A 20,462-nucleotide genomic window follows, 5' to 3' on the forward strand; every position below is an offset into this window, starting at 1 on the left:
ACAGACCGAGGAATCCGCATGCACGACGAATCCACCCGTCACCTCCCCTCCCCGGACCACTTCCCGAGCCTGCGCCGCCGCGGCTTCCTCGCCGCCACGGGCGCCGCCTCGCTCGGTGCGCTCGCCCTCGCCGGATGCGGCAGTTCCGGCAACGGCTCCGGCAGCGGCGAGAACAAGGGCGACGGCACACCCAAGCGAGGCGGGCGGCTGCGCGCCGCGTTCGCCGGCGGCGGCGCCGGCGAGACCCTCGACCCGCATCTGTCCAACCTCTTCGCCGATGTCGCCCGTGCCAAGGCGCTGTTCGACAAGCTCGCCGACTACGGCCCCGACCTGTCCGCCCAGCCCCGCCTCGCCGCGAAGTGGGAGCCGAACAAGACCCTGGACCGCTGGCAGGTCACCCTGCGCGAGGCCACCTTCCACGACGGCAAGCCGGTCACCGCCCAGGACGTCCTCTACAGCTACCGGCGGATCGCCGACCCGAAGCAGGCGTTCCGCGCCAAGGCGTCCCTGGAGCCCATCGACCTCGACGCCAGCCGGGCCACCGATGAGCGGTCCATCGAGTTCGTCCTCAAGCGCCCCACCGCCGAATTCCCCAACCTCCTGGCCGCGTTCGGCGCGTACATCGTGCCTGAGAACGCGACCGGGTTCGACAAGAAGCCGGTCGGATCCGGCCCGTTCCGGTTCGTCTCCTTCGTCCCCGGCCGCTCCGCCGTCTTCCGTCGCAACGACGACTACTGGGACGGCGCCCCCCACCTCGACGAGATCGAGTTCGTCATCGCCAACGAGGAGTCCGCCCGCGTCAACGCGCTCCTCGGCGGACAGGTCGAGTACGCCCACGAGCTCAACCCCACCACCGCCCGCGCCCACGAGGGCAAGGGCCAGATCGAGATCGTGCGGCTGCGGGGCAGTTCCATGCAGGCGTTCTGCATGAAGACGGACCGGCCGCCCTTCGACGACAAGCGGGTGCGCCAGGCGTTCTTCCTCATCGCCGAGCGGAAGGAGCTCGTCGACGGTGCCCTGTCCGGTGGCGGGGAGGTCGGCAACGACCTGTTCGGCAAGGGCTACGAGTACTACGCCGACAACCTGCCCCAGCGCGAGCAGGACCTCGACAGGGCCCGCGCCCTGCTCAAGCAGGCGGGCGCCGAGAACCTCAAGGTCACCCTCGACACCTCAGCCGTCGCCGCCGGTTTCACCGAGGCCGCCAGTATCTTCCGCGACCAGGCGAAGCAGGCGGGCGTCACCATCGACGTGAAGATGGGCAGCAAGGACTCGTACTGGAGCGACATCCTCGGCTCCGGCACCCTGTGCTGCTACCGCTCCGGAGCGATGCCCATCGAGGCCCACATCTCCCAGCGCCTGCTCAGCGACTCCACCACCAACGCCACCAAGTGGCAGCACAAGGACTTCGACGCCCTCTACCAGCAGGCGCAGTCCACCCGCGACACGACCGAGCGGGCCGCCGTCTACGAGCGGATGCAGCGCCGTCTGTACTCCGAGGGCGGCTTCCTGATCTGGGGCTTCGCGGACTGGATCATCGGAACGGCCCGTGCGGTGAAGGGGGTTGAGACCAAGGCACCCGCCAACACCCTGGACTGGGCCCGCTTCGACAAGGTGTGGCTCGCGTGAGCGGACTGCGCTCCTTCGTCGCCCGGCGGCTGGTCCTCGGCGCCCTGCAGACCGTGGCCGTGGTGCTGCTGGTCTTCGCGCTGACCGAGGCGCTGCCGGGCGACGCCGCCGTCGCCCTCGCCGGGGACCAGCCCGACCCGGCCCGCATCGAGGCCATCCGCGAGGCCATGAACCTGGACCGGCCCGCGTGGCAGCGGCTGGCCGACTGGGCGGCGGGCCTGCTGCACGGCGACCTCGGCACGTCGCTCACCTCCGGCCGCCCCGTCGGCCAGTACATCGCCGACGGCTTCGGCGCCACCGTGCTGCTGGCCACGCTCACCGTGGCGCTGCTCGTCCCGGTAGGTTTCGGCCTCGGCGTGCTGGCCGCCCGCCACGAGGGGCGGCTCGTCGACCGGCTGATCAGCTCGGTGACGCTCGCCGTGTACGCGGTGCCCGAGTTCGCCCTCGGCGTGCTGCTGGTGACCGTCCTCGCGATCCGGCTGGGCTGGCTGCCGCCGACCGCCGTCGGCTACGGAACCGACCTGCTCGGCCACCCGGCCGCGCTCGTCCTGCCCGTGCTCGTCCTGCTGGCCCGGCCCGTGTGCTCCCTGGTGCGGCTGGTACGCGCCGGCATGATCGACGCGCTCGCCGCCCCGTACGTGGCGCAGGCCCAGCGCTACGGCGTCTCCGGCGCCCGCGTCCGCTACACCCACGCTCTGCCGGGCGCCCTCGCCCCCACCGCCCAGCAACTCGCGCGCACCGTCGACTGGCTGCTGTGCGGCGTCATCGTCGTGGAGGCGCTGTTCGTGATCCCGGGACTCGGCACCGTCCTGCTCAACGCCGTCGCGGAACGCGACGTACCTGTCGTCCAGGGCCTCGCCGTGGTGTTCGGCGTCCTGACCGTCGTGCTCAACCTCGGCGCCGACCTGGTCGCCCACCGCCTCGCGCCCCGGGCGGGGGTGGCCGCGTGAAGAACCTGCGTACGGGCCGCTTCGTACTCGGCATCGCGGTCATCGCCGTGCCGCTCGTCCTCGCCCTGCTCGGCCCCGTCTTCGCGGGTGAACCGGGCCCACGGGCCGCGTCCTTCACCCTCGGCGACGGGCACTGGCTCGGCACCGACTTCGTCGGCCGCGACGTATGGCGGCAGGTGTCGCACGGCGGCCGGCCGGTCGTGCTGACCGCGCTCGCCGCGACCGCCCTGGCCTACCTCGTGGCCCTGCCCATCGGCCTGGCCGGGGCGCTGACCCACCACCGCTGGCTGGAGGATCTGCTGATGCGGCCCCTGGACGTCCTGCTCGCCGTCCCGTCGCTGCTGCTGATCCTGCTGGCCGCCACGGTCTTCTCCCCCGGCGCTGTCGGCCTCGCCCTGCTGGTCGCGCTGGTCAACGTGCCGGACGCGGCCCGCCTCGTACGCGCCGCCGCCACGGAGGCCGCCGCCCGGCCCGCGGTCGAGGCACTGCGCATGCAGGGCGAAACGTGGTGGCGCGTGGCCGTCGGCTACGTCGGCCGCTCCATGCTCCGTACCCTGGCCGCCGACGCCGGCACCCGGCTGACCGGCGTGCTGTACCTGGTCGCCACGGCCGCGTTCCTCGGCGTCGGCGTGGCGCCCGACGCGGCCGACTGGGCGGTCATGGTCGACCGCAACCGCACCGGCCTGTTCGTCCAGCCGTGGGCCGTGGTCGTCCCCGCCCTGCTGATCGTCGCCCTGACGATGGGCACCAACCTCCTCTTCGACGCCGCGCTGGACAAGGGCGTGGGACGAGGCCCCCTCGTCCGCACACCCGAGTCCGGGAGCACGGGCGGAACCATCCGGCGCCGGACAGTGAAGGACGTACGTCCGTGAACCACGAGAACGACACCACTGTGGATCCCGCGGCCGAGATCCGCGACCTGCGCGTCGAGATCGACGGCAGGGCGATCGTCGACGGAGTCAGCCTCAGGGCCCGGCCCGGCAAGATCACGGCCCTGGTCGGCGCCTCCGGCAGCGGCAAGAGCACCACCGGCCTGGCCCTGCTCGGCGAGTACCCGCCCGGCGCCCGCGTCACCGGCGACGTACGCCTGGCGGCCGACGGCCTGGTCGGCTACATCCCCCAGCATCCGGCGGCTGTCCTCAACCCCGCCCGCCGCATCACTGCTCTCCTCACCGACATCGCCCGCCCCCAGGTACGCCACCTGCCCCGCGGCAGGCGCCGAGGAGCAGCACGCGAACGCGTCCTGCACGCCCTCGCCGAAGCCCAACTCGCCGATGCCGAGACCCTGCTGCGCCGCTACCCGCACCAGCTCTCCGGCGGCCAGCAGCAACGCGTCGTGCTCGCCCAGGCCCTGCTGCTCGGCGCCCGCGTCATCGTCGCCGACGAACCCACCACCGGCCAGGACGCCCTGACCAAGAGCCGCATCGTCGACCAGTTGGCGGCCGTGGCGGCCCGCGGCATCGCGGTCGTCCTGCTCAGCCACGACCTCGACGTCGTACGGGCCCTCGCCGACGACGTCCACGTCATGCGGGCGGGCCGCGTCGTGGAGTCGGGTCCCGTACACCGCGTATGGCTCGCGCCCCGGCACACATGGACCCGCGAACTCCTTCGCGAGCAACCGGAGTTCGCGCAGCAGGTGACCTCGGCCGACACCGAGCGGCCCATCCTGCGGGTACGCGATCTGACCGCCCGCCACCGCGACGGCGCCCGGGGCACGACCGTGGTGGTGCGCACCCCCGAACTCGACCTGCACCCGGGCGAATGCCTGGCCGTGGTCGGCCGCTCCGGCAGCGGCAAGACCACTCTCGCCCGCTGCCTGGCCGGGCTCCACCGCGACCATGACGGGCAGGTCCTCCTCGACGACATCCCCCTGCCGCGCAGCCTCCGAAACCGCACCCGCGCCCACCTGGCGGCCGTTCAGTACGTCTTCCAGGACGCGCGCGCCGCCTTCGACGAACACCGGCCCGTCCTGGACCAGGTGGCCCGTACCGCGGTCCGGCTGCGCGGCACCGACGACCGCGCCGCCGAGACCGAAGCCCTGACCACCCTGAGCGTCCTCGGTCTTCCGGAGGACCTGGTCCGCAGACGCCCCGGCAGGCTGTCCGGCGGCGAACTCCAGCGCGCCGCCCTCGCCCGCGCGCTCCTCGCCCAGCCCCGCGTTCTCATCTGCGACGAGATCACCTCCGGCCTGGACACCGTCACCCGCCGCGGCATCCTCGACACCCTCACGGCGCTGGTCCGCGACCGCGGCAACCTGTCCCTGGTCCTGATCACCCACGACCTGGACACAGCCGCCCTGGCCCACCGCATCGCCGTCCTGGACGCCGGTGAGCTCGTCGAACAGGGACCGGCCCAGCGCATCCTCACCGAGCCACGTCACCCCTTCACCAGTTCGCTCGTCAAGTGCACGCCGCTCTGGAGAGCATCGGACCCAGTCACCGAGGGGAGCGTGAGGGAGAACTGGATACCGTGACGGCGAGGTGGCACCATCAGGGTCTGCCGGACACCCGCAGGTCGGAGTCCCTGGCCTCGGGCCCGATCTCCTGAGGCCGGCTGAGGCCGATGTACGGGCCACGGGAGGGACGAGGCGGCGTCGACGGTCCCACAGCAGCAACTCCCCGAAGGATGTGTCCATGCGGCTGACCCTGAAGACGTCGTCCCCTGTGCAAACCCGGTCCCGGCGCAGGGTCCTCCTCACACTTCTGGTCGCCGTTGTCGCCACCGCCCTGGCGATCGGCTGCATCGCGGTGGCCAACGCGGTGAATCAGCCGGAGCTCCGGGTACGCGGCATCCCCGACAGCGGCGTGCTGAACACCGCCGCGCTCCCCGAGGCCCGGCTCACGGTGGACGTGGTCGATCGCGTCGACGACCAGGAGCTGGCCATTGACGCACTGCGCAATGTCGAGGTCAGGCTGAACGGCGAGATCGTCCCCACCCTGTGGGTCGGAAGCCACCGAGTGCTCGACGTGGGGGCGTTGCGGGCCGGGGAGTACGAGCTGACGGTGACCACCGACCCGGGCCTGCTCTCGAGCGAGATCAGCCTCAGTCGCCGCTTCATCGTGGACAACACCCAGCGAGAGTGAAACGGCTCTCCGGCTTCCCGAGTGCCGTTCCCGCGCCGGCCGGCAGCGGTACGGGTCAAGCCCAGGCAGTCACCGGCACGAACGAACTGTCCTGGCGGAACAGGTCCGTTCCGTCGGAGCGCTCCACGCGGAGCTGGTAGGCGTAGTGGCGCAGGTAGCGACCCGGGTAGTTGTACGACTCGAAGCGGACGGAACCCGATGCCGTGCCGGCCCGGAGGATGAACGTGGCGTCCTTGGCGAAGGTGCTCGTGCCGTCGTTCGGGTCGAAGCGGGCGCGGAAGTCCCAGTGGCGCAGGTAGTTGCCGGCCGCGTCGCGGAAGGAGCAGCCGCTGCCGTCGGCGAGGCCGGCGACGACCGTGAAGGTGGCGGCCCGCTTCTCAGCGGTGGAGCTGGAGGCGCTGACCACGGGCAGGTTGAGCAGTGCGGACTGCTGCTGCCAGAAGCGGGTGGCGTAGTTGGCCGAGCGGAAGGAGCGCGTGACGTTCCGGGCCAGGGCCGGGCCGCCCGTGACCGTCTCCTTGACGACCGTGAAGTGCCGTGCCGTGCCGGAGATCGCGGGCAGTGCGGCCGGGGCCGACCAGGTGGCGAAGGTGTCGTAGCTGTCGCTGTAGTAGTAGGTGCCGTCGCCGTAGCCGTCGAAGAAGATGCGCCAGCCGCCGTTGTCCAGCGGAACCAGTGCGGGGCCTTCGCGGTAGCTGCCCCAGCCCGCCCAGTCGCCGGTCCGGCGGATCGTGTACGGGCCGGTGAGGCTCGAGGCGGTGGCGTACTCGATGTACTTCGTCGTCTCGTTCTTCGGGAAGGCGTGGTACGTCGAGCCGGTCTTCACGATGAACGTGTCGATGTGGTTGGCGCCGATACCGGCGAGGGCGACCGGTGGACTCCACGCCGTCAGAGCCGAGTTCGTGGCCCGCAGCAGGTACGGCGTGAAGATCCACTCGTCGTTCGTGGTGGAGCAGGACACGATGACGCTCACGCTGCCGTCACTGTCGACGAACCACTCGGGCGCCCAGGCGCGGGAGAGGCCCGCGACCGGGACGGTGTAGTCGTACAGGAACGTCCAGTTGACGCGGTCGGAGCTGCGGGCGAAGCCGATGGTCGTGCTGGGGTCCTGCCAGGTGTGGGTGGTGTAGGTGACGTAGTAGAAGCCGTCGGTGTGCCGGATGACGGCGGCGTCGCGGATCCGGTTCGCTGGCGGGGTGTACGCCGAGGAGCGCAGCAGCCGGAAGTCGGTGGCGTCGTCCGACTGGTAGACGTTGACCGTGCCGTCGTTGCTGTTGAGGAACGGCACGATGGTGTAGCGGGTGGCCGAGCCGTTCGGCGGTGCAGCGGCCAGGGCGGTGCCGAGCAGTCCGGGTGTCTCCCCGAGCAGGACCGCCGAGGCGGGCAGGGCGGCCAGGGCGCGCAGCAGCAGACGGCGGGAAGGGGCGGCGAAGTGTGAGGTCACGGACGGCTCTCCCTGGGACACCTGGATTCGATATATCGAACAGAGTTCGGAACATCGATCGGAAGTAGGGGCTCAGAACGTAAGGGCGACGGGAAGTGCCGTCAATGGTTTGAACAGGGGCCGATGCGCCAAGTGAGGAGGGTGTGGCCGGTGGGTGAACGTCCACTCCCGTCGTCGGCATTCCGCCACCGGCCACCGGACGTTACCGTTCGGTAGACAGCCGATTCCGGAGGTGTCCGTATGGCGCTCGACCGTTCCGAAGGCATGGCGGAGACCGCCCGTGCGCTGGCCGCGGGGGAGGTGACGTCGCGGGCGCTGGTCGAGCGGACGCTGGCGCGGATCGAGGCGTCCCAGGGCAGTCTCAACGCCTTCCGGATCGTCCGGGCCGAGGCCGCGCTCGCGGAGGCCGACGCCGCGGACCGGGAGCTGACGTCCCCGGGCGCGCGCAGGCCGCTGCTCGGCGTCCCCGTCGCCGTGAAGGACGACATGGACGTGGCCGGTGAGCCGACCGCGTTCGGCTGCTGCGGGGAGTTCCCGCCGGTCGCCGAGGACGGCGAGGCGGTGCGGCGGCTGCGCGAGGCCGGTGCCGTGATCATCGGCAAGACCAACACCTGCGAGTTCGGGCAGTGGCCCTTCACCGAGGGGCCGGCCTTCGGCGCCACCCGTAACCCGTGGAGCACCGAGCACACACCCGGCGGTTCCTCGGGCGGCTCGGCCGCCGCGGTCGCCGCCGGTCTGGTGCCCGCGGCGCTGGGCTCGGACGGTGCCGGATCGGTGCGGATCCCGGCCGCGTGGACGCATCTGGTCGGGATCAAGCCGCAGCGCGGCCGGGTCTCGACCTGGCCCCGGGGGGAGTCCTTCCAGGGCATCACCGTCAACGGCACCCTGGCCCGTACGGTCGCCGACGCGGCCCTGCTGCTGGACGCGGCGAGCGGCAACCACCCGCAGGACCCGCACCGGCCCCCGGCCCTCGACGTGTCCCGGGCCGTCGGCCGTGACCCCGGGCGGCTGCGCATCGCGCTCTCCCTCAAGCCGCCCTTCACGGCGGTACCCGCCCGGCTCCTGCCCGAGGTACGCACGCGGGTGGTCGAACTGGCCGAGCGGCTCGCCGCGCTGGGGCACTTGGTCGAGGAGGCGGATCCGCCGTACGGGCAGATCGGGCTGACCTTCGTGCCGCGCGCCACGGCCGGGATCGCCGAGCGGGTGGGCGAGGCGCCCTTCCCGGCGCTGCTGGACCGGCGCACCCTGGGCGCGGCCCGCCTCGGCCGGCTGCTCGGCGGTGCCCCGCTGCGGGCGGCCCGGCGAGCGGAGAGCGCGCTGCACCGGCGTATCGGCGGGTTCTTCACGTCCTACGACGTCGTGCTCGCGCCGACGACCGCCGCTCCCCCGCCCCGGATCGGCGCCCTGCTCGAACTCAGCGGGTTCGCCACGGACCGGGCGATGATCGCCGCCTGCCCCTACGCCTGGCCGTGGAACGTGCTGGGCTGGCCCGGGGTCAACGTGCCCGCCGGGTTCACGCCGGACGGGCTGCCGGTCGGCGCGCAGTTGCTGGGCCCGGCGAACAGCGAGACCCTGCTCGTGCAGGTGGCCGCCCAACTGGAGGCGGAGCTGCGCTGGTCCGAGCAGTGGCCGGCGCCGCCGGTCACGGCACGTTCCGCCGTCGCCTGAGCGAACGCGCGCTGTCCTCACAACGCCCGTGCGCTGCCCTCGGGAACGGCGCGCGCCCGGGGTGCGGCGAGGCAGCAGGCCCGCCTTCCTCGGCCGGAGCCGCCCACGGGGTGGCGGTGCGGGGAGAGCAGAGGGGGCCGATCGGCCAGGTGTGCCGACCGAGGCGGTCTTGTGGCGAGCTGCGTCAACCGGCCGTACCTGCCCGCACCTTGGCGGGAGTGGTGTGGCTCGCGTCGACGGACTGCGGGCGGAAGTCCCCGGGGCGAAGGGCGACCCGGGCGGCGTCCTCGCGGGGTCGGGCTTTAAGGTGCCCCCGTGAGCACGTTTGCCGACGAGAACGTCCCCGGCCGTCAAGGCCCCGCCGCCACCGTCCAGGCCGACCCGCGCGAGGTGGGCCGGGTCCGCACGGAGTACTCCCCCGCCCACGACGGCGACCCCGACCCCGGGGAGATCGTCTGGACGTGGGTGCCCTACGAGGAGAACGACGGGCGCGGCAAGGACCGTCCGGTGCTGGTGGTCGCCCGCGAGGCCGGCGGCACCTTCCTCGCCGTCCAGCTGTCCAGCAAGCGGCACGACGGCGACCGCGAGTGGGTGCCGATCGGCGCCGGGCCGTGGGACCGGACGGGCCGGGACTCGTGGGTCGACGTCGACCGGGTGCTGCGCCTGCACGAGGACGGCATGCGCCGGGAGGCCTGCGCCCTCGACCGCATGCGGTTCAACCTGGTCAGACGCCGCCTGCAGGAGCGCTACGGCTGGAGCTGAACGTCTCCTCGAAGGCGCCGAGCACCGCACGGTCCCGCGTCCGGTCCAGAATCCCGAACACCACGTGCTCGAAGGCCCCGGCGAACCGGCCGCCCGGCCCCAGCAGGGCTAGGAAGGCCTCCGCCACCTGTACGGGGTCGTTGCGGAAGACGCCGCAGCCCCAGGCGCCGAGGACGAGCCTGCGGTAGCCGTGGGCGGCGGCCGTCTCCACGACGCGCTCGGCCCGGACCGCGAGGGTCCGCGGCAGGTCGGGGGCCCGTTCGGGCACCGTGCGCAGCACCACGCCCGCGTTGGGGGCGGGCGAGGTCAGGAAGCCGGCGGTGTAGGGCTCGGCCAGCAGGGCGCCCCGGTCGTCGCGGAAGACGGGCACGGCCGGTGAGTGGATGACACGGTCCGTGTAGAACGGGTCGCGGTGGGCCCGGTGGTGGTCGTAGAAGGCGCGGGCCTCCAGGAGGCAGGTGTACAGCGCGGAGGCCCGGCACAGGGCCTCTTCCTGGGCCTGGGCGCCGTTCAGATAGCCGCCGCCGGGATTCCTGGCCGAGGCGAAGTTCAGCACGGCCACCTGCCCGCCGAGCCTGCGGGCCGCCGCCAGACTGCTCTCGTCCGTGACCTCGATCAGCGTCTCCCGCGTCCCGGTCACCCGATCGGCGGGCACCGGCACCGGATCCGGCCCGTACAGGCGCGTGCCCTCGCGCGCCGCACGCAGTTCCGCCGCGATCGAGACCTCGCGTCCGTCCGGCGCGCGGTAGCACCCGGCCGCGACGATCTGCTCGGTCTGCTGGGCGATACCCCGCAGGCGCGCGCTCACGGCGCCACCCCCGTACGCGCCGTGACCGCGTGCCGCGCGGCCCTTCTTGTCGTGCTCACGCAGGCATCGTGAATGATGCCGGCTCTTCTGGGCAACAGAGTTTTCGCCGTCGGGAAACGCCCGGGAAAGTCCTTGGAAACACGGGGCCGGCCCGTATGACCGCCCGGGAACGCCCCGGTTCGCCCCCTTGTGCCGAGCGACATGAGCGTCTTGGGTGGGACGAATGATCCCGGCCCGGGCCGCCGAAGAGCCCGGACCGGTGGCATGGTGGAATCTCAGGAGGATCCCGACATGTCCGAATCGGTAAGTGGCTGTACCCGGCCACGCACGTCAATGTCAGAAGCCGAGGTCGAGGCTCTGGTCCGCGGCATCTGCTTCAAGACCGGCCCTCCACGCCGCCTCGGTGTCGAGGTGGAATGGCTCGTCCACGAGTTGCGCGCACCGCAGCTCCCCGTCACACCCGAACGACTCGACGCGGCCTACGCCGCACTGCGTACCGTGCCCCTGAGGTCGGCGCTCACCGTGGAACCCGGCGGCCAGCTGGAGCTGAGCTCGCCCCCCGCCGCCTCGCTGACGGAAGTCATCGGTACCGTCTCCGCCGACCTCGACGCCGTCCGCGCGGTTCTGCGTGACGACGGCCTCGCCCTCGTCGGCCTCGGCCACGATCCCTGGCACGAACCCCGCCGGTTCCTGCGCGACCCGCGGTACGACGCCATGGAGGCGTGCCTGGACCGCACGGGCCCCGCCGGCCGCTCCATGATGTGCACCTCCGCCTCCGTGCAGGTGTGCCTGGACGCCGGTCACGAGGAGCCCGGGCCGCTCGGCCTGGTGCGGCGCTGGTGGCTGGCCCACCATCTGGGCGCGGTCCTGGTCGCCGCGTTCGCCAACTCACCGCTCGCCGGGCACCGTCCGACCGGCTGGCTGTCCACCCGGCAGCTGATATGGACCCGGATCGGCGCCGGACGGGCGGGCGGACCGCGGCTGGACACCGACCCGCGCGGCGCCTGGGCCCGGCACGTGCTGGACTCCCCCGTGATGTGCGTACGGCGGGACGGCGGGCCCTGGGACGTCCCCGAGGGGCTCACCTTCCGGGACTGGATCCGCACGGGCGCTCCCCGGCCGCCCACCCGGGAGGATCTCGACTACCACGTCACGACGCTGTTCCCGCCGGTCAGGCCGCGCGGCCACCTCGAACTGCGCATGATCGACGCGCAGCCCGGGGACGACGGCTGGATCGTGCCGCTCGCCGTGACGGCGGCGCTGTTCGACGACCCGGAGGCCACCGAGACCGCCTACCGGGCCGTGAAACCGCTGGTCGAACGGACGCTCGGGCTGCCCGCGCCGCACAACCCGCTGTGGCTCGACGCGGCCCGCGGCGGACTGGCCGACGCGGAACTGCGCGAGGTGGCCGTCACGTGCTTCACGACCGCACTGGAGGCCCTGCCCCGGCTCGGCGCCGCCCCCGAGGTCGTCGAGGCCGTCACGGCCCATCTGGACCGCTATGTCGTCCTGGGCCGCTGCCCCGCCGACGACCTGCTCGACCGACAGCGCGGCACGGACGGTCGCGCCCAGGGGAAGGACTTCCGCTCATGACCGACACCGATCCCGCTGTCGACGCCGGGACCGTCGACCTCGAGACCGTGGACGCCGAGGTGCTCCGTGAGCGGGCGGTCGCCTCACTCGTCGTCGCCCGCGACCGCACCACGCTGCTGACGAGCTGTGTGGAGGATCCCGACCTCACGGCACAGCACTCGCCGCTGATGTCGCCGCTGGTGTGGGACCTCGCGCACATCGGCAACCAGGAGGAGCAGTGGCTGCTGCGCGCCGTCGCCGGGCACGAGGCGATACGGCCCGAGATAGACGGCCTCTACGACGCCTTCGAGCACCCGCGCGCCGAGCGGCCGAAGCTGCCCCTGCTGTCGCCGGCCGAGGCCAGGACCTACGCGGCCGATGTGCGCGGCCGGGCCCTGGACGTGCTGGAGCGGGCCCCGCTCCACGGGACGCGGCTGACGGCGGCCGGGTTCGCCTTCGGGATGATCGCGCAGCACGAACAGCAGCACGACGAGACCATGCTGATCACCCATCAGCTGCGCACGGGGCCGCAGGCCCTGACCGCCCCGGACCCGGAGCCGGTGCCGCTGTTCACCGGCCCGGCCGAAGTCCTCGTCCCCGGCGGGCCGTTCACCATGGGCACCTCCGGTGAGCCGTGGGCGCTGGACAACGAACGCCCCGCGCACCGGCGGGAGGTGGCGCCCTTCCACATCGACACCACCCCGGTGACGAACGGCGCCTACCGGGCGTTCATCGAGGACGGCGGTTACGACGACCCGCGCTGGTGGGCGCCCGAGGGCTGGGCGCACATCCGCAGGCACGGCATCGACGCCCCGCTGTTCTGGCGGCGCGAGGGCAAGCAGTTCCTCAGGCGCCGGTTCGGCGTCACCGAGGCCGTCCCGCCGGACGAGCCGGTGCTGCACGTGTGCTGGTACGAGGCCGACGCCTACGCCCGCTGGGCGGGACGCCGGCTGCCCACGGAGGCCGAGTGGGAGAAGGCGGCCCGGCACGACCCGGCCGCCGACCGCTCGATGCGCTACCCGTGGGGCGACGCCGACCCGGGACCCGAGCACGCCAACCTCGGCCAGCGGCACCTGCGTCCGGCCCCTGCCGGCAGCTACCCGGCCGGCGAGTCGCCGCTCGGCGTACGGCAGTTGATCGGCGACGTGTGGGAGTGGACGGCGAGCGACTTCCTGCCGTACCCGGGGTTCAGGGCGTTCCCGTACAAGGAGTACTCGGAGGTCTTCTTCGGGTCCGACCACAAGGTGCTGCGCGGCGGTTCGTTCGCGGTGGACGCGGTGGCCTGCCGGGGCACCTTCCGCAACTGGGACTACCCGATCCGGCGGCAGATCTTCGCCGGGTTCCGCACGGCCCGTTCGGAGGCCGTCTGATGTGCCGGCATATGGCGTACGTGGGGCCCGTGGAACCGCTGAGCCGGCTCCTCGTGGAGCCCCCGCACGGGCTGTACCGGCAGTCGTGGGCGCCCCGGCGCCAGAAGTACGGGACGGTCAACGCCGACGGTTTCGGCGTCGGCTGGTACGCGCAGGACGACCCGGTGCCGGCCCGCTACCGCCGGGCCGGGCCCGTCTGGGCGGACCTGTCGTTCGCCGACCTCGCCCGGGTCGTACGGTCCACCGCGCTGCTCGCCGCGGTGCGGGACGCGACCCTGTCGGGCGCCGACGCGGAGGCCGCCGCGGCCCCGTTCACGGCGGGGACCTGGCTGTTCAGCCACAACGGGGCGGTCAGGGGCTGGCCCGGCTCGCTCGCCACGGTGTCCCGGACGCTGCCGCACGAGGACCTGCTGTCCCTGGAGGCCCGCAACGACTCGGCGCTCGTCTGGGCGCTGGTACTGGCGCGGCTGCGCAGCGGCGACGAGGAGGGCCAGGCGCTGGCCGACACGGTCCTGGAGGTCGCCGCGGCGGCCCCCGGTTCCCGGCTCAACCTCCTCCTCACCAACGGCGACACCATCACGGCGACCGCCTGGGGCGACACCCTCTGGTACCTCACCCGGCCCGGCGGCGGAACCGTCGTGGCCTCCGAGCCCTACGACGACTCTCCGCACTGGCAGGAGGTCCCCGACCGCACCCTGCTCGCGGCGAGCCGCACCGACGTGCTGCTCACGCCGCTGAAGGAGCCGGCCGACGACTCCGTGCCCTCCCCATCGCCGAAGGAGCCCCGTACGTGAGCCCGTTCCACGTCACCCGCACCCTGCCCGAGGACGCCACGGGCGCCGCGCTGCGCGCCGATGTCCAGCGTGGTCTGACCGGCCGCCCCAAGACCCTGCCGCCGAAGTGGTTCTACGACGCGCACGGCAGCGACCTGTTCGAGAAGATCACGGAACTGCCGGAGTACTACCCGACGCGCGCGGAGCGGGAGATCCTCCTCGCGCGCGCCGGCGACATCGCCGCGGCGACCGGGGCGCGCACCCTGGTCGAACTCGGCTCCGGCTCCTCGGAGAAGACCCGCCACCTGATCGACGCACTCACGGATCTGCATACCTACGTCCCGGTCGACGTCAGCGAGAGTGCCCTCAGCCAGGCCGGTCAGGCGCTCGCCGCCGAGCGGCCCGGGCTGGACGTGCACGCGCTGATCGCCGACTTCACCGCGGAACTGACCCTGCCGGACACGCCGGGGCCCCGGCTGGTGGCGTTCCTCGGCGGCACGATCGGCAACCTGCTGCCCGCCGAGCGCGCCGCGTTCCTGGCGTCCGTGCGGGCCCTGCTCGCCCCCGGCGACGCCCTGCTGCTGGGGACGGACCTGGTCAAGGACGTGGAGGTGCTGGTCAGGGCATACGACGACGGGGCCGGAGTGACGGCCGCGTTCAACAAGAACGTCCTGACCGTGATCAACCGCGAGCTGGGCGCCGACTTCGACCCCTCCGCGTTCGACCATGTGGCGCTGTGGGACCCCGGGCACGAATGGATCGAGATGCGGCTGCGCTCCCGTACGGCGCAGACGGTGAAGGTGCCGGCGCTCGATCTCGCCGTCGACTTCGCGGCGGGTGAGGAGATGCGGACCGAGGTGTCGGCGAAGTTCCGGCAGGAGGGCGTGCGCGCCGAACTGTCCACGGCGGGGCTGGACCTGGCCCAATGGTGGACGGACGGTGCGGACCGGTTCGCGCTGTCCCTGAGCGTGGCGCGCTGACACCGCCGAGCGGCAAGCGGCGGCGACGGCGGGAGACGACGTCTCGCGCTTCGCCGCCGCTTGGGGCACGGTGGAATGACGCGTGACCCCCGTCACGGGACGTCATGGGAACGTCATGGCAACGTCGTGGGAAGAGGAGCAGCGGTATGTCGAACCACACCTACCGGGTCACGGAGATCGTCGGCACCTCACCGGACGGCGTCGACGAGGCCATCCGCAACGGCATCGACCGGGCCTCGCAGACACTGCGCAACCTGGACTGGTTCGAGGTGACGCAGGTGCGCGGCCAGCTGGAGGACGGGCAGATCGCGCACTGGCAGGTGGGCCTCAAGGTGGGCTTCCGCCTCGACGAGTCGGAGTAGCGCTCAGGTCCGCCCCTCGCGCTCCTGCGCCGCCTTCATCTCGGCGGACCGGGTCACCCAGTCGGCCCGTACGACCGTGAATCCCGCGCGCCGGGCGTCCGCGCAGACCAGTTCGTCGTCGTCCACGAGGACACGGATCTCCCGGGTGCGGGCGAGCCGCCGCAGGATCTCCAGCTTGGTGAACCGAGCGGGCCGGCGATCGGCGTCGCGCCGCATGTGCACGCGCCCTTCGGGCAAGCCCTGGGCGGCGAGCCAGTCCAGCGTGTCGCGCCGGCAGCGCTCGGGCCGCCCGGTGAGGTAGACGATCTCGCAGTCCCGCGCGCTCTCCCGGACCAGGGCGATGCCCTCCGGGACCGGCGGGTCCTGGGGCGCGGCCGAGAAGAACCCGCCCCAGTCCTTCGGCCTGCGTTCCAGGAACTTCTGCCGGTGCGTGGTGTCGGCGAGCGTGTTGTCCAGGTCGAACACGGCCAGCGGGGCCTTGGTGCGGTCGTCACTCACGCCGCCCAGCGTAAGGCGTCCCTGCACCCTGCGCATATGAGACAGCCCGTGTGAACAAGCCATGTAGGCGGGTGGATTCACCCTCACAGTTGATGGCTCAAGGACAGCACTGACATACTCCGCTCTCAGCCTCGCCACCACCCGTGGCCGGGGCTGGTCGGGGATCTCCACACAGAACCCCGAGGCCGTCCGCGTGAATCCGAGCAGTGGGTTTTCCGGATTCACGACCCCCCACAGAGCCCGCACCCCCACCGCGCGTCCGGCATCCCTTCCCCCTGCTCGGAAACCGGACGCGTCCACTGACCCGACGGGGTCGAGTGCGGGGCACGATGCAGCGAAGAAGGTGCGCCTGTGCCCGACTATTCACCGCGGCGGGATGACACTCCCACATTCCCGCTTCCGCACATCGAACATACTGCGCCGCCTCGTATATCCGACCATCCCGAATTCCACTCTCTGCGTCGCGCGCAGCGCCGGTTCGGCATCCGAGCGACGGTCCTGTCCGTCGGTGGATTCCTGCTGTACGTGCTGCTGTCGAGCTTTGTGCCGTCGGTGATGAACCAGCCGCTGTTCGGCCGCCTCACGGTCGGACTCACCCTCGGGCTGGGGCAGTTCGTCATCATGGGCGTGACCGCGTGGTGTCATGTCCGGCATATGCGCACCCGGGTCGATCCGCTCGCCCGCGGCCTGAGGTCCCGGCTGCACGAGACGGAGAGCCGCCGCGCCCGTACGGCGGCGTCCGCGCAGGGTGCCGGGCAGCCGCTCCGGCAGGGAACGAGGGGGTTCCGCACGTGGTGACCGCCGCCGCCATCGACGACAGCAGCCTTCAGCTGACGTTCGTCCTGTTCCTGACCGTGGTCGTGATCACCCTGTTCACGGCGCTGCTGACGGCTCCTCAGCGCGACGAGATCAGCGAGTTCTACCTCGGCAACCGCGCCATGTCGCCGCTGCGCAACGGCCTCGCCATGTGCGGCGACTACCTGTCCGCCGCCACCCTGCTGGGCAGCACCGGGCTGGTCGCCCTGACCGGGTACGACGGGCTGATGTACCTCGGCGGCACCACGGTCGCCTGGATGATGGTGCTGCTGCTGATCGCCGAACCCCTGCACCGCACGGGCAAGTTCACGCTCGGGGACACGGTGGCGCTGCGCCTGCCGCGGCAGCAGCGGCCGGTACGGGTCGCGCTGGCGGTCTGCATCCTGGCCATCGCCACGCTCTATCTGGTGGCCCAACTCGTCGGCAGTGTGGCCCTGCTGACCCAGTTCACCGGTGTTCCGAGCGGCACCACCCGTACCCTGTGCGTGGTCGTGATCGGCGTCTTCGTGATCCTGTACGCCTCCCTCGGCGGCATGCCCGGCGCGACGGTCATCCAGATCATCAAGGCCGTGATGCTGGTGGTGGGTGTGCTGTTCACCGCGGGCTGGGTGCTGCACCATTTCGACTGGAACCCCAACGCGCTGCTGGAGAGGGCGTCCGAACGCAGCGGTTCGGGCCTGAGTTTCCTCGAACCGGGGCTGCGCTACGGCGGCACCGTCAGCAACAAGCTGGACTTCCTCAGCCTCGAACTGGCCATCGTGCTCGGCCTCGCCGCCCTGCCGCACGTGTTGATGCGGCTGCTCACCCCGCGCAACAGCGGCGTGCTGCGCTCCTCCGTACTGTGGGCCGTCGGCCTGGTCGGCGCCGTCTGCTTCGGGGCCGGCATCATGGGTCTCGGCGCCACCGCGCTGCTCGGCCGGGAGACCATCGAGAGCACGGACCGCACCGGAAACGCCTCCGTGCTGCTGCTCGCCCACGAGCTGGGCGGCAGTGTCCTGACCGCGCTGCTGACCTGTCTGGCATACCTGACGCTGCTGGCCGTGGCGGTCGGTCTCACCCTGGCCGCGGCCTCCTCCCTGGCGCACGACCTGTACAGCGAGGTGATCCGCAAGGGCCGGGCCAGCGAGACGGAGGAGCTGACCGTCGCCCGGCTGTCCGGCGTGGTCATCGGGGTGCTCGGCATCCTGCTGGCCCTCGTCGCCTGGGGGGCCAACACCGCGACGCTCGCCTTCCTGGCCTTCGCCATCGCGGCGTCCGCGATCCTCCCGACGATCATCTACACCCTGTTCTGGCGTCGCTTCAGCGCGAAGGGCGCCCTGCTCAGCCTCTACGGCGGCCTGCTCTGCTCCGTCCTGCTGGCCGCCTTCTCCCCGGTCGTCTCCTCGGCCCCGGGGTCGTTCTACCCCGAGGCCGACTTCGCCTGGTTCCCGCTCCAGAACCCCGGCATCGTCTCCATCCCGGCGGGCTTCCTCCTGGGTTGGCTCGGCACGGTGCTGGACAAGGGGCCGGCCGAAGAGGCCTCCGCACACGAGGAGTTCGAGGTGCGGATGCTCGTGGGCGCGGACGACTGACTCCCGTCCCGGGACAGCGGCGGCCGGGCGCCGGGGACGCACATTGTTAATGGGATCCATTTTCATGTAGCGTCCTCGGTGCCCGCCCCCATCGAGGAGGAGTCCCATGGCTGTCCCGAAGCGGAAGATGTCCCGCAGCAACACCCGTCACCGCCGCGCCCAGTGGAAGGCGGCCACGCCGACCCTGGTCCCCGTCACCGTCGACGGCGTGCGTCACCTCGTCCCGCAGAACCTGGTCAGGGCCTACGAGCGCGGCCTGCTACGTCCCGACGGCTGACTTCGCGCCCGCCGGCCAGAGTTGCGCCCGGACCCGGCGCAGCCAGGCCTCGACCGGCGCCTCGTCGGGCTCGTCCGGCAGCGCCGTGGGCCCTGCGTCGAAGGCGGCCTCGTAGTGCCGGAGCAGGGGCAGGGCCGCCGACGGGTCGGCGGCGGCGCGCTCGCCGAAGGCGTGGTACTCGTCCGGGTTCTCCACGCGGATCGTCAACCGCCCGGTGGTGTACAGCTCCAGTCCCTGCCCGCACAGCCGTTTCAGATGCCGGGCGTGCTTCGCGGTGCGCCTGCGGGTGTCGGCGGAGAACGAACCGTCGCCGCGCGTCTCCAGCCGCCGGAACTGCTGCGTGGCGTAGCCGAGGTAGGCGTCCCGGACGCGCCGGGCGCTCAGGAACGCCGTACGCATGCCGATGAGCTCGTCGCCGAGCGGGGTGCGCACCTCGTACAGGTCGTCGGGGAGCCACACCAGCTCCATCGCGGTCGGGTTGCCGCCGAGGGCCAGCCGGCACCACTTGGCGGCCTCGTGCAGGGTGCGGTCCGGCGCCGTGCTGACGTGGGATTCCTTCGGCCGGCGCAGACCGTGCAGTTCCTCGGTCGGCGCGGCGAACAGGCCGAGGCGGTCGATGTCCGAGCCGGGGCGGGCGAGACCGTAGGCGGTCGATCCGACGATGCCGGAGAGCAGGATGTTGGGGACGGTCACGGTCGGCCGCCTTTCGCTTCTGATACCGGAGCATTGTCCTGACGTGCCGGGACGCGGTCACCCGGTTTTCCGGCGGTGTTCCCCCGGGCGGCGGCGGAATACCGGCGGCACCCTCCGGCGTAGAACCCGGTATGGATCCCGTGCGCCTGTCCGTCCTCGACCGCTCCCGCACCCGCGAGGGGCACACCCACCCCGAGGCGCTGCGCGACACCGTGCGGCTGGCGCGGGAGCTGGAGCGGCTCGGCTACCACCGGGTCTGGGTCTCCGAGCACCACGGCGTGCCCGGGGTCGCCGGTTCGGCGCCGACCGTGCTGGCCGCCGCCGTCGCGGGCGCCACCCGGACGATCCGGGTCGGTACCGGCGGGGTGATGCTGCCCAACCACCGGCCGCTGGTCGTGGCCGAGCAGTTCGGGGTGCTGGAGTCGCTCTTCCCCGGGCGGATCGACATGGGCCTCGGGCGGTCCGTCGGCTTCACGGACGGGGTGCGCCGGGCCCTGGGCCGCGACAAGGGCGACGCCGACGACTTCGAGGCCCAGCTCGCGGAGCTGCTCGGCTGGTTCCGGGGCACCTCCCCCACCGGGGTGCACGCGCGCCCCGCCGAGGGCCTGACCGTGCCGCCGTTCGTGCTGGCCATGGGCGAGGGCGCCGGCATCGCGGCCCGCGCGGGCCTGCCCATGGTGATCGGCGACCTGAGGAACCGGGACAGGATGCGGCGCGGCATCGACCACTACCGCGACCGTTTCCGCCCCTCCCTCTGGGCCGCGGAACCCTACGTCGTCATCTCGGGCACCATCGCCGTGGCCGACACCCCCGACGCGGCGAGGCGGCTGCTGATTCCCGAGGCCTGGTCGATGGCGCATTCCCGCACCCACGGCACGTTCCCGCCGCTGCCGCCCGCCGAGCGCGTGGAGGCCCTCACGATGACCGGCAAGGAGCGAGGCTTCTACGAGTCCGGCCTGACCGGTCACATCGCCGGAACCGAGGAGCGGGTGGCGCACGAGCTGGAGACGCTGCTGAAGGAGACAGGCGCGCAGGAGGTCCTGGTCACGACCAGCACCTACGACCGCGAGGCCCTGCTGGACTCCTACCGGCGGCTGGCCGCGATCACCTCCGGCTAGTAGGACTCCGTTAGGTTGCTCTGGCTCTTGAGTTTGGGCTGGTGGTGGATGCTCTGGGCAGGGGGCGGTGGCAGGTGGCGCAGGTGCCGGT

At 72.3% G+C, this 20,462-nt stretch carries 19 protein-coding genes and 1 pseudogene; 16 read left to right on the plus strand and 4 right to left on the minus strand.

Annotated elements, in window-relative coordinates:
* The first annotated feature begins 18 nt into the window (after positions 1-18).
* From ACFY9S_RS37595 to ACFY9S_RS37615, 5 genes and pseudogenes are all read left to right on the plus strand, one after another.
* Positions 19-1,626 carry an ABC transporter substrate-binding protein gene (locus ACFY9S_RS37595; RefSeq protein WP_391138110.1) on the plus strand — a complete coding sequence of 536 codons (1,608 nt, stop codon included), beginning with the start codon at positions 19-21 and terminating at the stop codon, positions 1,624-1,626.
* Positions 1,623-2,576: an ABC transporter permease subunit gene (locus tag ACFY9S_RS37600; protein WP_391138112.1), complete on the plus strand. Its 954-nt coding sequence runs from the start codon at positions 1,623-1,625 to the stop codon at positions 2,574-2,576. Before ACFY9S_RS37595 ends, ACFY9S_RS37600 begins: the two co-directional genes overlap by 4 nt.
* 302 nt (positions 2,577-2,878) lie before the next feature.
* Positions 2,879-3,280, plus strand: a pseudogene (locus tag ACFY9S_RS37605) (ABC transporter permease subunit); the annotation flags it as partial.
* On the plus strand, positions 3,226-5,049 hold the full coding sequence (locus ACFY9S_RS37610) for an ATP-binding cassette domain-containing protein (RefSeq protein ID WP_391138159.1): 1,824 nt from the start codon (positions 3,226-3,228) through the stop codon (positions 5,047-5,049). The pseudogene ACFY9S_RS37605 and the gene ACFY9S_RS37610, both read left to right, overlap by 55 nt.
* A 160-nt stretch (positions 5,050-5,209) precedes the next feature.
* Positions 5,210-5,659: a hypothetical protein gene (locus tag ACFY9S_RS37615; protein ID WP_391138115.1), complete on the plus strand. Its 450-nt coding sequence runs from the start codon at positions 5,210-5,212 to the stop codon at positions 5,657-5,659.
* 55 nt (positions 5,660-5,714) lie between these two features.
* Here ACFY9S_RS37615 and ACFY9S_RS37620 read toward each other — a convergent pair whose 3' ends face one another.
* A complete protein-coding gene (locus tag ACFY9S_RS37620; RefSeq protein WP_391138118.1) occupies positions 5,715-7,103 on the minus strand; it encodes an AbfB domain-containing protein in 1,389 nt (462 codons plus the stop codon).
* Between the two features lie 240 nt (positions 7,104-7,343).
* Here ACFY9S_RS37620 and ACFY9S_RS37625 point away from each other — a divergent pair, with 240 nt between their 5' ends.
* Together ACFY9S_RS37625 and ACFY9S_RS37630 are read left to right on the plus strand one after the other, a co-directional pair.
* Positions 7,344-8,771, plus strand: a complete 1,428-nt coding sequence (locus tag ACFY9S_RS37625; protein ID WP_391138121.1) for an amidase — start codon at positions 7,344-7,346, stop codon at positions 8,769-8,771.
* Positions 8,772-9,086: 315 nt separating this feature from the next.
* Positions 9,087-9,533, plus strand: a complete 447-nt coding sequence (locus ACFY9S_RS37630) for a type II toxin-antitoxin system PemK/MazF family toxin (RefSeq protein WP_391138124.1) — start codon at positions 9,087-9,089, stop codon at positions 9,531-9,533.
* Here ACFY9S_RS37630 and ACFY9S_RS37635 read toward each other — a convergent pair.
* Positions 9,496-10,341: a TIGR02452 family protein gene (locus ACFY9S_RS37635; RefSeq protein ID WP_391138127.1), complete on the minus strand. Its 846-nt coding sequence runs from the start codon at positions 10,339-10,341 to the stop codon at positions 9,496-9,498. The genes ACFY9S_RS37630 and ACFY9S_RS37635 overlap by 38 nt on opposite strands.
* A gap of 291 nt (positions 10,342-10,632) precedes the next feature.
* Between ACFY9S_RS37635 and egtA the strand changes: the two genes are divergently transcribed.
* From egtA to ACFY9S_RS37660, 5 genes are all read left to right on the plus strand, one after another.
* Positions 10,633-11,934, plus strand: coding sequence for an ergothioneine biosynthesis glutamate--cysteine ligase EgtA (gene egtA, locus ACFY9S_RS37640; protein ID WP_391138130.1), 1,302 nt, complete (start codon positions 10,633-10,635; stop codon positions 11,932-11,934).
* On the plus strand, positions 11,931-13,283 hold the full coding sequence (egtB, locus tag ACFY9S_RS37645) for an ergothioneine biosynthesis protein EgtB (RefSeq protein ID WP_391138133.1): 1,353 nt from the start codon (positions 11,931-11,933) through the stop codon (positions 13,281-13,283). The genes egtA and egtB overlap by 4 nt, the downstream gene beginning before the upstream one ends.
* Positions 13,283-14,077, plus strand: a complete 795-nt coding sequence (gene egtC / locus ACFY9S_RS37650) for an ergothioneine biosynthesis protein EgtC (protein ID WP_391138135.1) — start codon at positions 13,283-13,285, stop codon at positions 14,075-14,077. Before egtB ends, egtC begins: the two co-directional genes overlap by 1 nt.
* On the plus strand, positions 14,074-15,036 hold the full coding sequence (gene egtD, locus ACFY9S_RS37655; protein WP_391138138.1) for an L-histidine N(alpha)-methyltransferase: 963 nt from the start codon (positions 14,074-14,076) through the stop codon (positions 15,034-15,036). Before egtC ends, egtD begins: the two co-directional genes overlap by 4 nt.
* Before the next feature lie 146 nt (positions 15,037-15,182).
* Positions 15,183-15,398, plus strand: a complete 216-nt coding sequence (locus ACFY9S_RS37660) for a dodecin (RefSeq protein WP_104786943.1) — start codon at positions 15,183-15,185, stop codon at positions 15,396-15,398.
* A gap of 3 nt (positions 15,399-15,401) precedes the next feature.
* On the opposite strand, the gene ACFY9S_RS37665 is transcribed toward ACFY9S_RS37660, so the two are convergent.
* Positions 15,402-15,932: a hypothetical protein gene (locus ACFY9S_RS37665; protein ID WP_391138141.1), complete on the minus strand. Its 531-nt coding sequence runs from the start codon at positions 15,930-15,932 to the stop codon at positions 15,402-15,404.
* 315 nt (positions 15,933-16,247) lie between these two features.
* Between ACFY9S_RS37665 and ACFY9S_RS37670 the strand changes: the two genes are divergently transcribed.
* The 3 genes from ACFY9S_RS37670 to rpmF all read left to right on the plus strand — a co-directional run bounded on the left by ACFY9S_RS37670 (position 16,248) and on the right by rpmF (position 18,560).
* Positions 16,248-16,694, plus strand: coding sequence for a DUF485 domain-containing protein (locus tag ACFY9S_RS37670; protein ID WP_391138144.1), 447 nt, complete (start codon positions 16,248-16,250; stop codon positions 16,692-16,694).
* A complete protein-coding gene (locus ACFY9S_RS37675) occupies positions 16,688-18,283 on the plus strand; it encodes a cation acetate symporter (RefSeq protein WP_391138147.1) in 1,596 nt (531 codons plus the stop codon). The genes ACFY9S_RS37670 and ACFY9S_RS37675 overlap by 7 nt, the downstream gene beginning before the upstream one ends.
* Before the next feature lie 106 nt (positions 18,284-18,389).
* Positions 18,390-18,560, plus strand: a complete 171-nt coding sequence (gene rpmF / locus ACFY9S_RS37680) for a 50S ribosomal protein L32 (protein WP_031108795.1) — start codon at positions 18,390-18,392, stop codon at positions 18,558-18,560.
* Here rpmF and ACFY9S_RS37685 read toward each other — a convergent pair.
* Positions 18,543-19,253, minus strand: coding sequence for a DNA polymerase beta superfamily protein (locus ACFY9S_RS37685; protein ID WP_391138150.1), 711 nt, complete (start codon positions 19,251-19,253; stop codon positions 18,543-18,545). The two genes, rpmF and ACFY9S_RS37685, sit on opposite strands and share 18 nt — an antisense overlap.
* Before the next feature lie 131 nt (positions 19,254-19,384).
* Here ACFY9S_RS37685 and ACFY9S_RS37690 point away from each other — a divergent pair, with 131 nt between their 5' ends.
* A complete protein-coding gene (locus tag ACFY9S_RS37690) occupies positions 19,385-20,371 on the plus strand; it encodes an MsnO8 family LLM class oxidoreductase (protein ID WP_391138153.1) in 987 nt (328 codons plus the stop codon).
* Positions 20,372-20,462: the final 91 nt, after the last annotated feature.

The organism is Streptomyces sp. NPDC012474, assembly GCF_042955185.1.
Taxonomy (GTDB): Bacteria; Actinomycetota; Actinomycetes; order Streptomycetales; family Streptomycetaceae; genus Streptomyces; species Streptomyces cahuitamycinicus.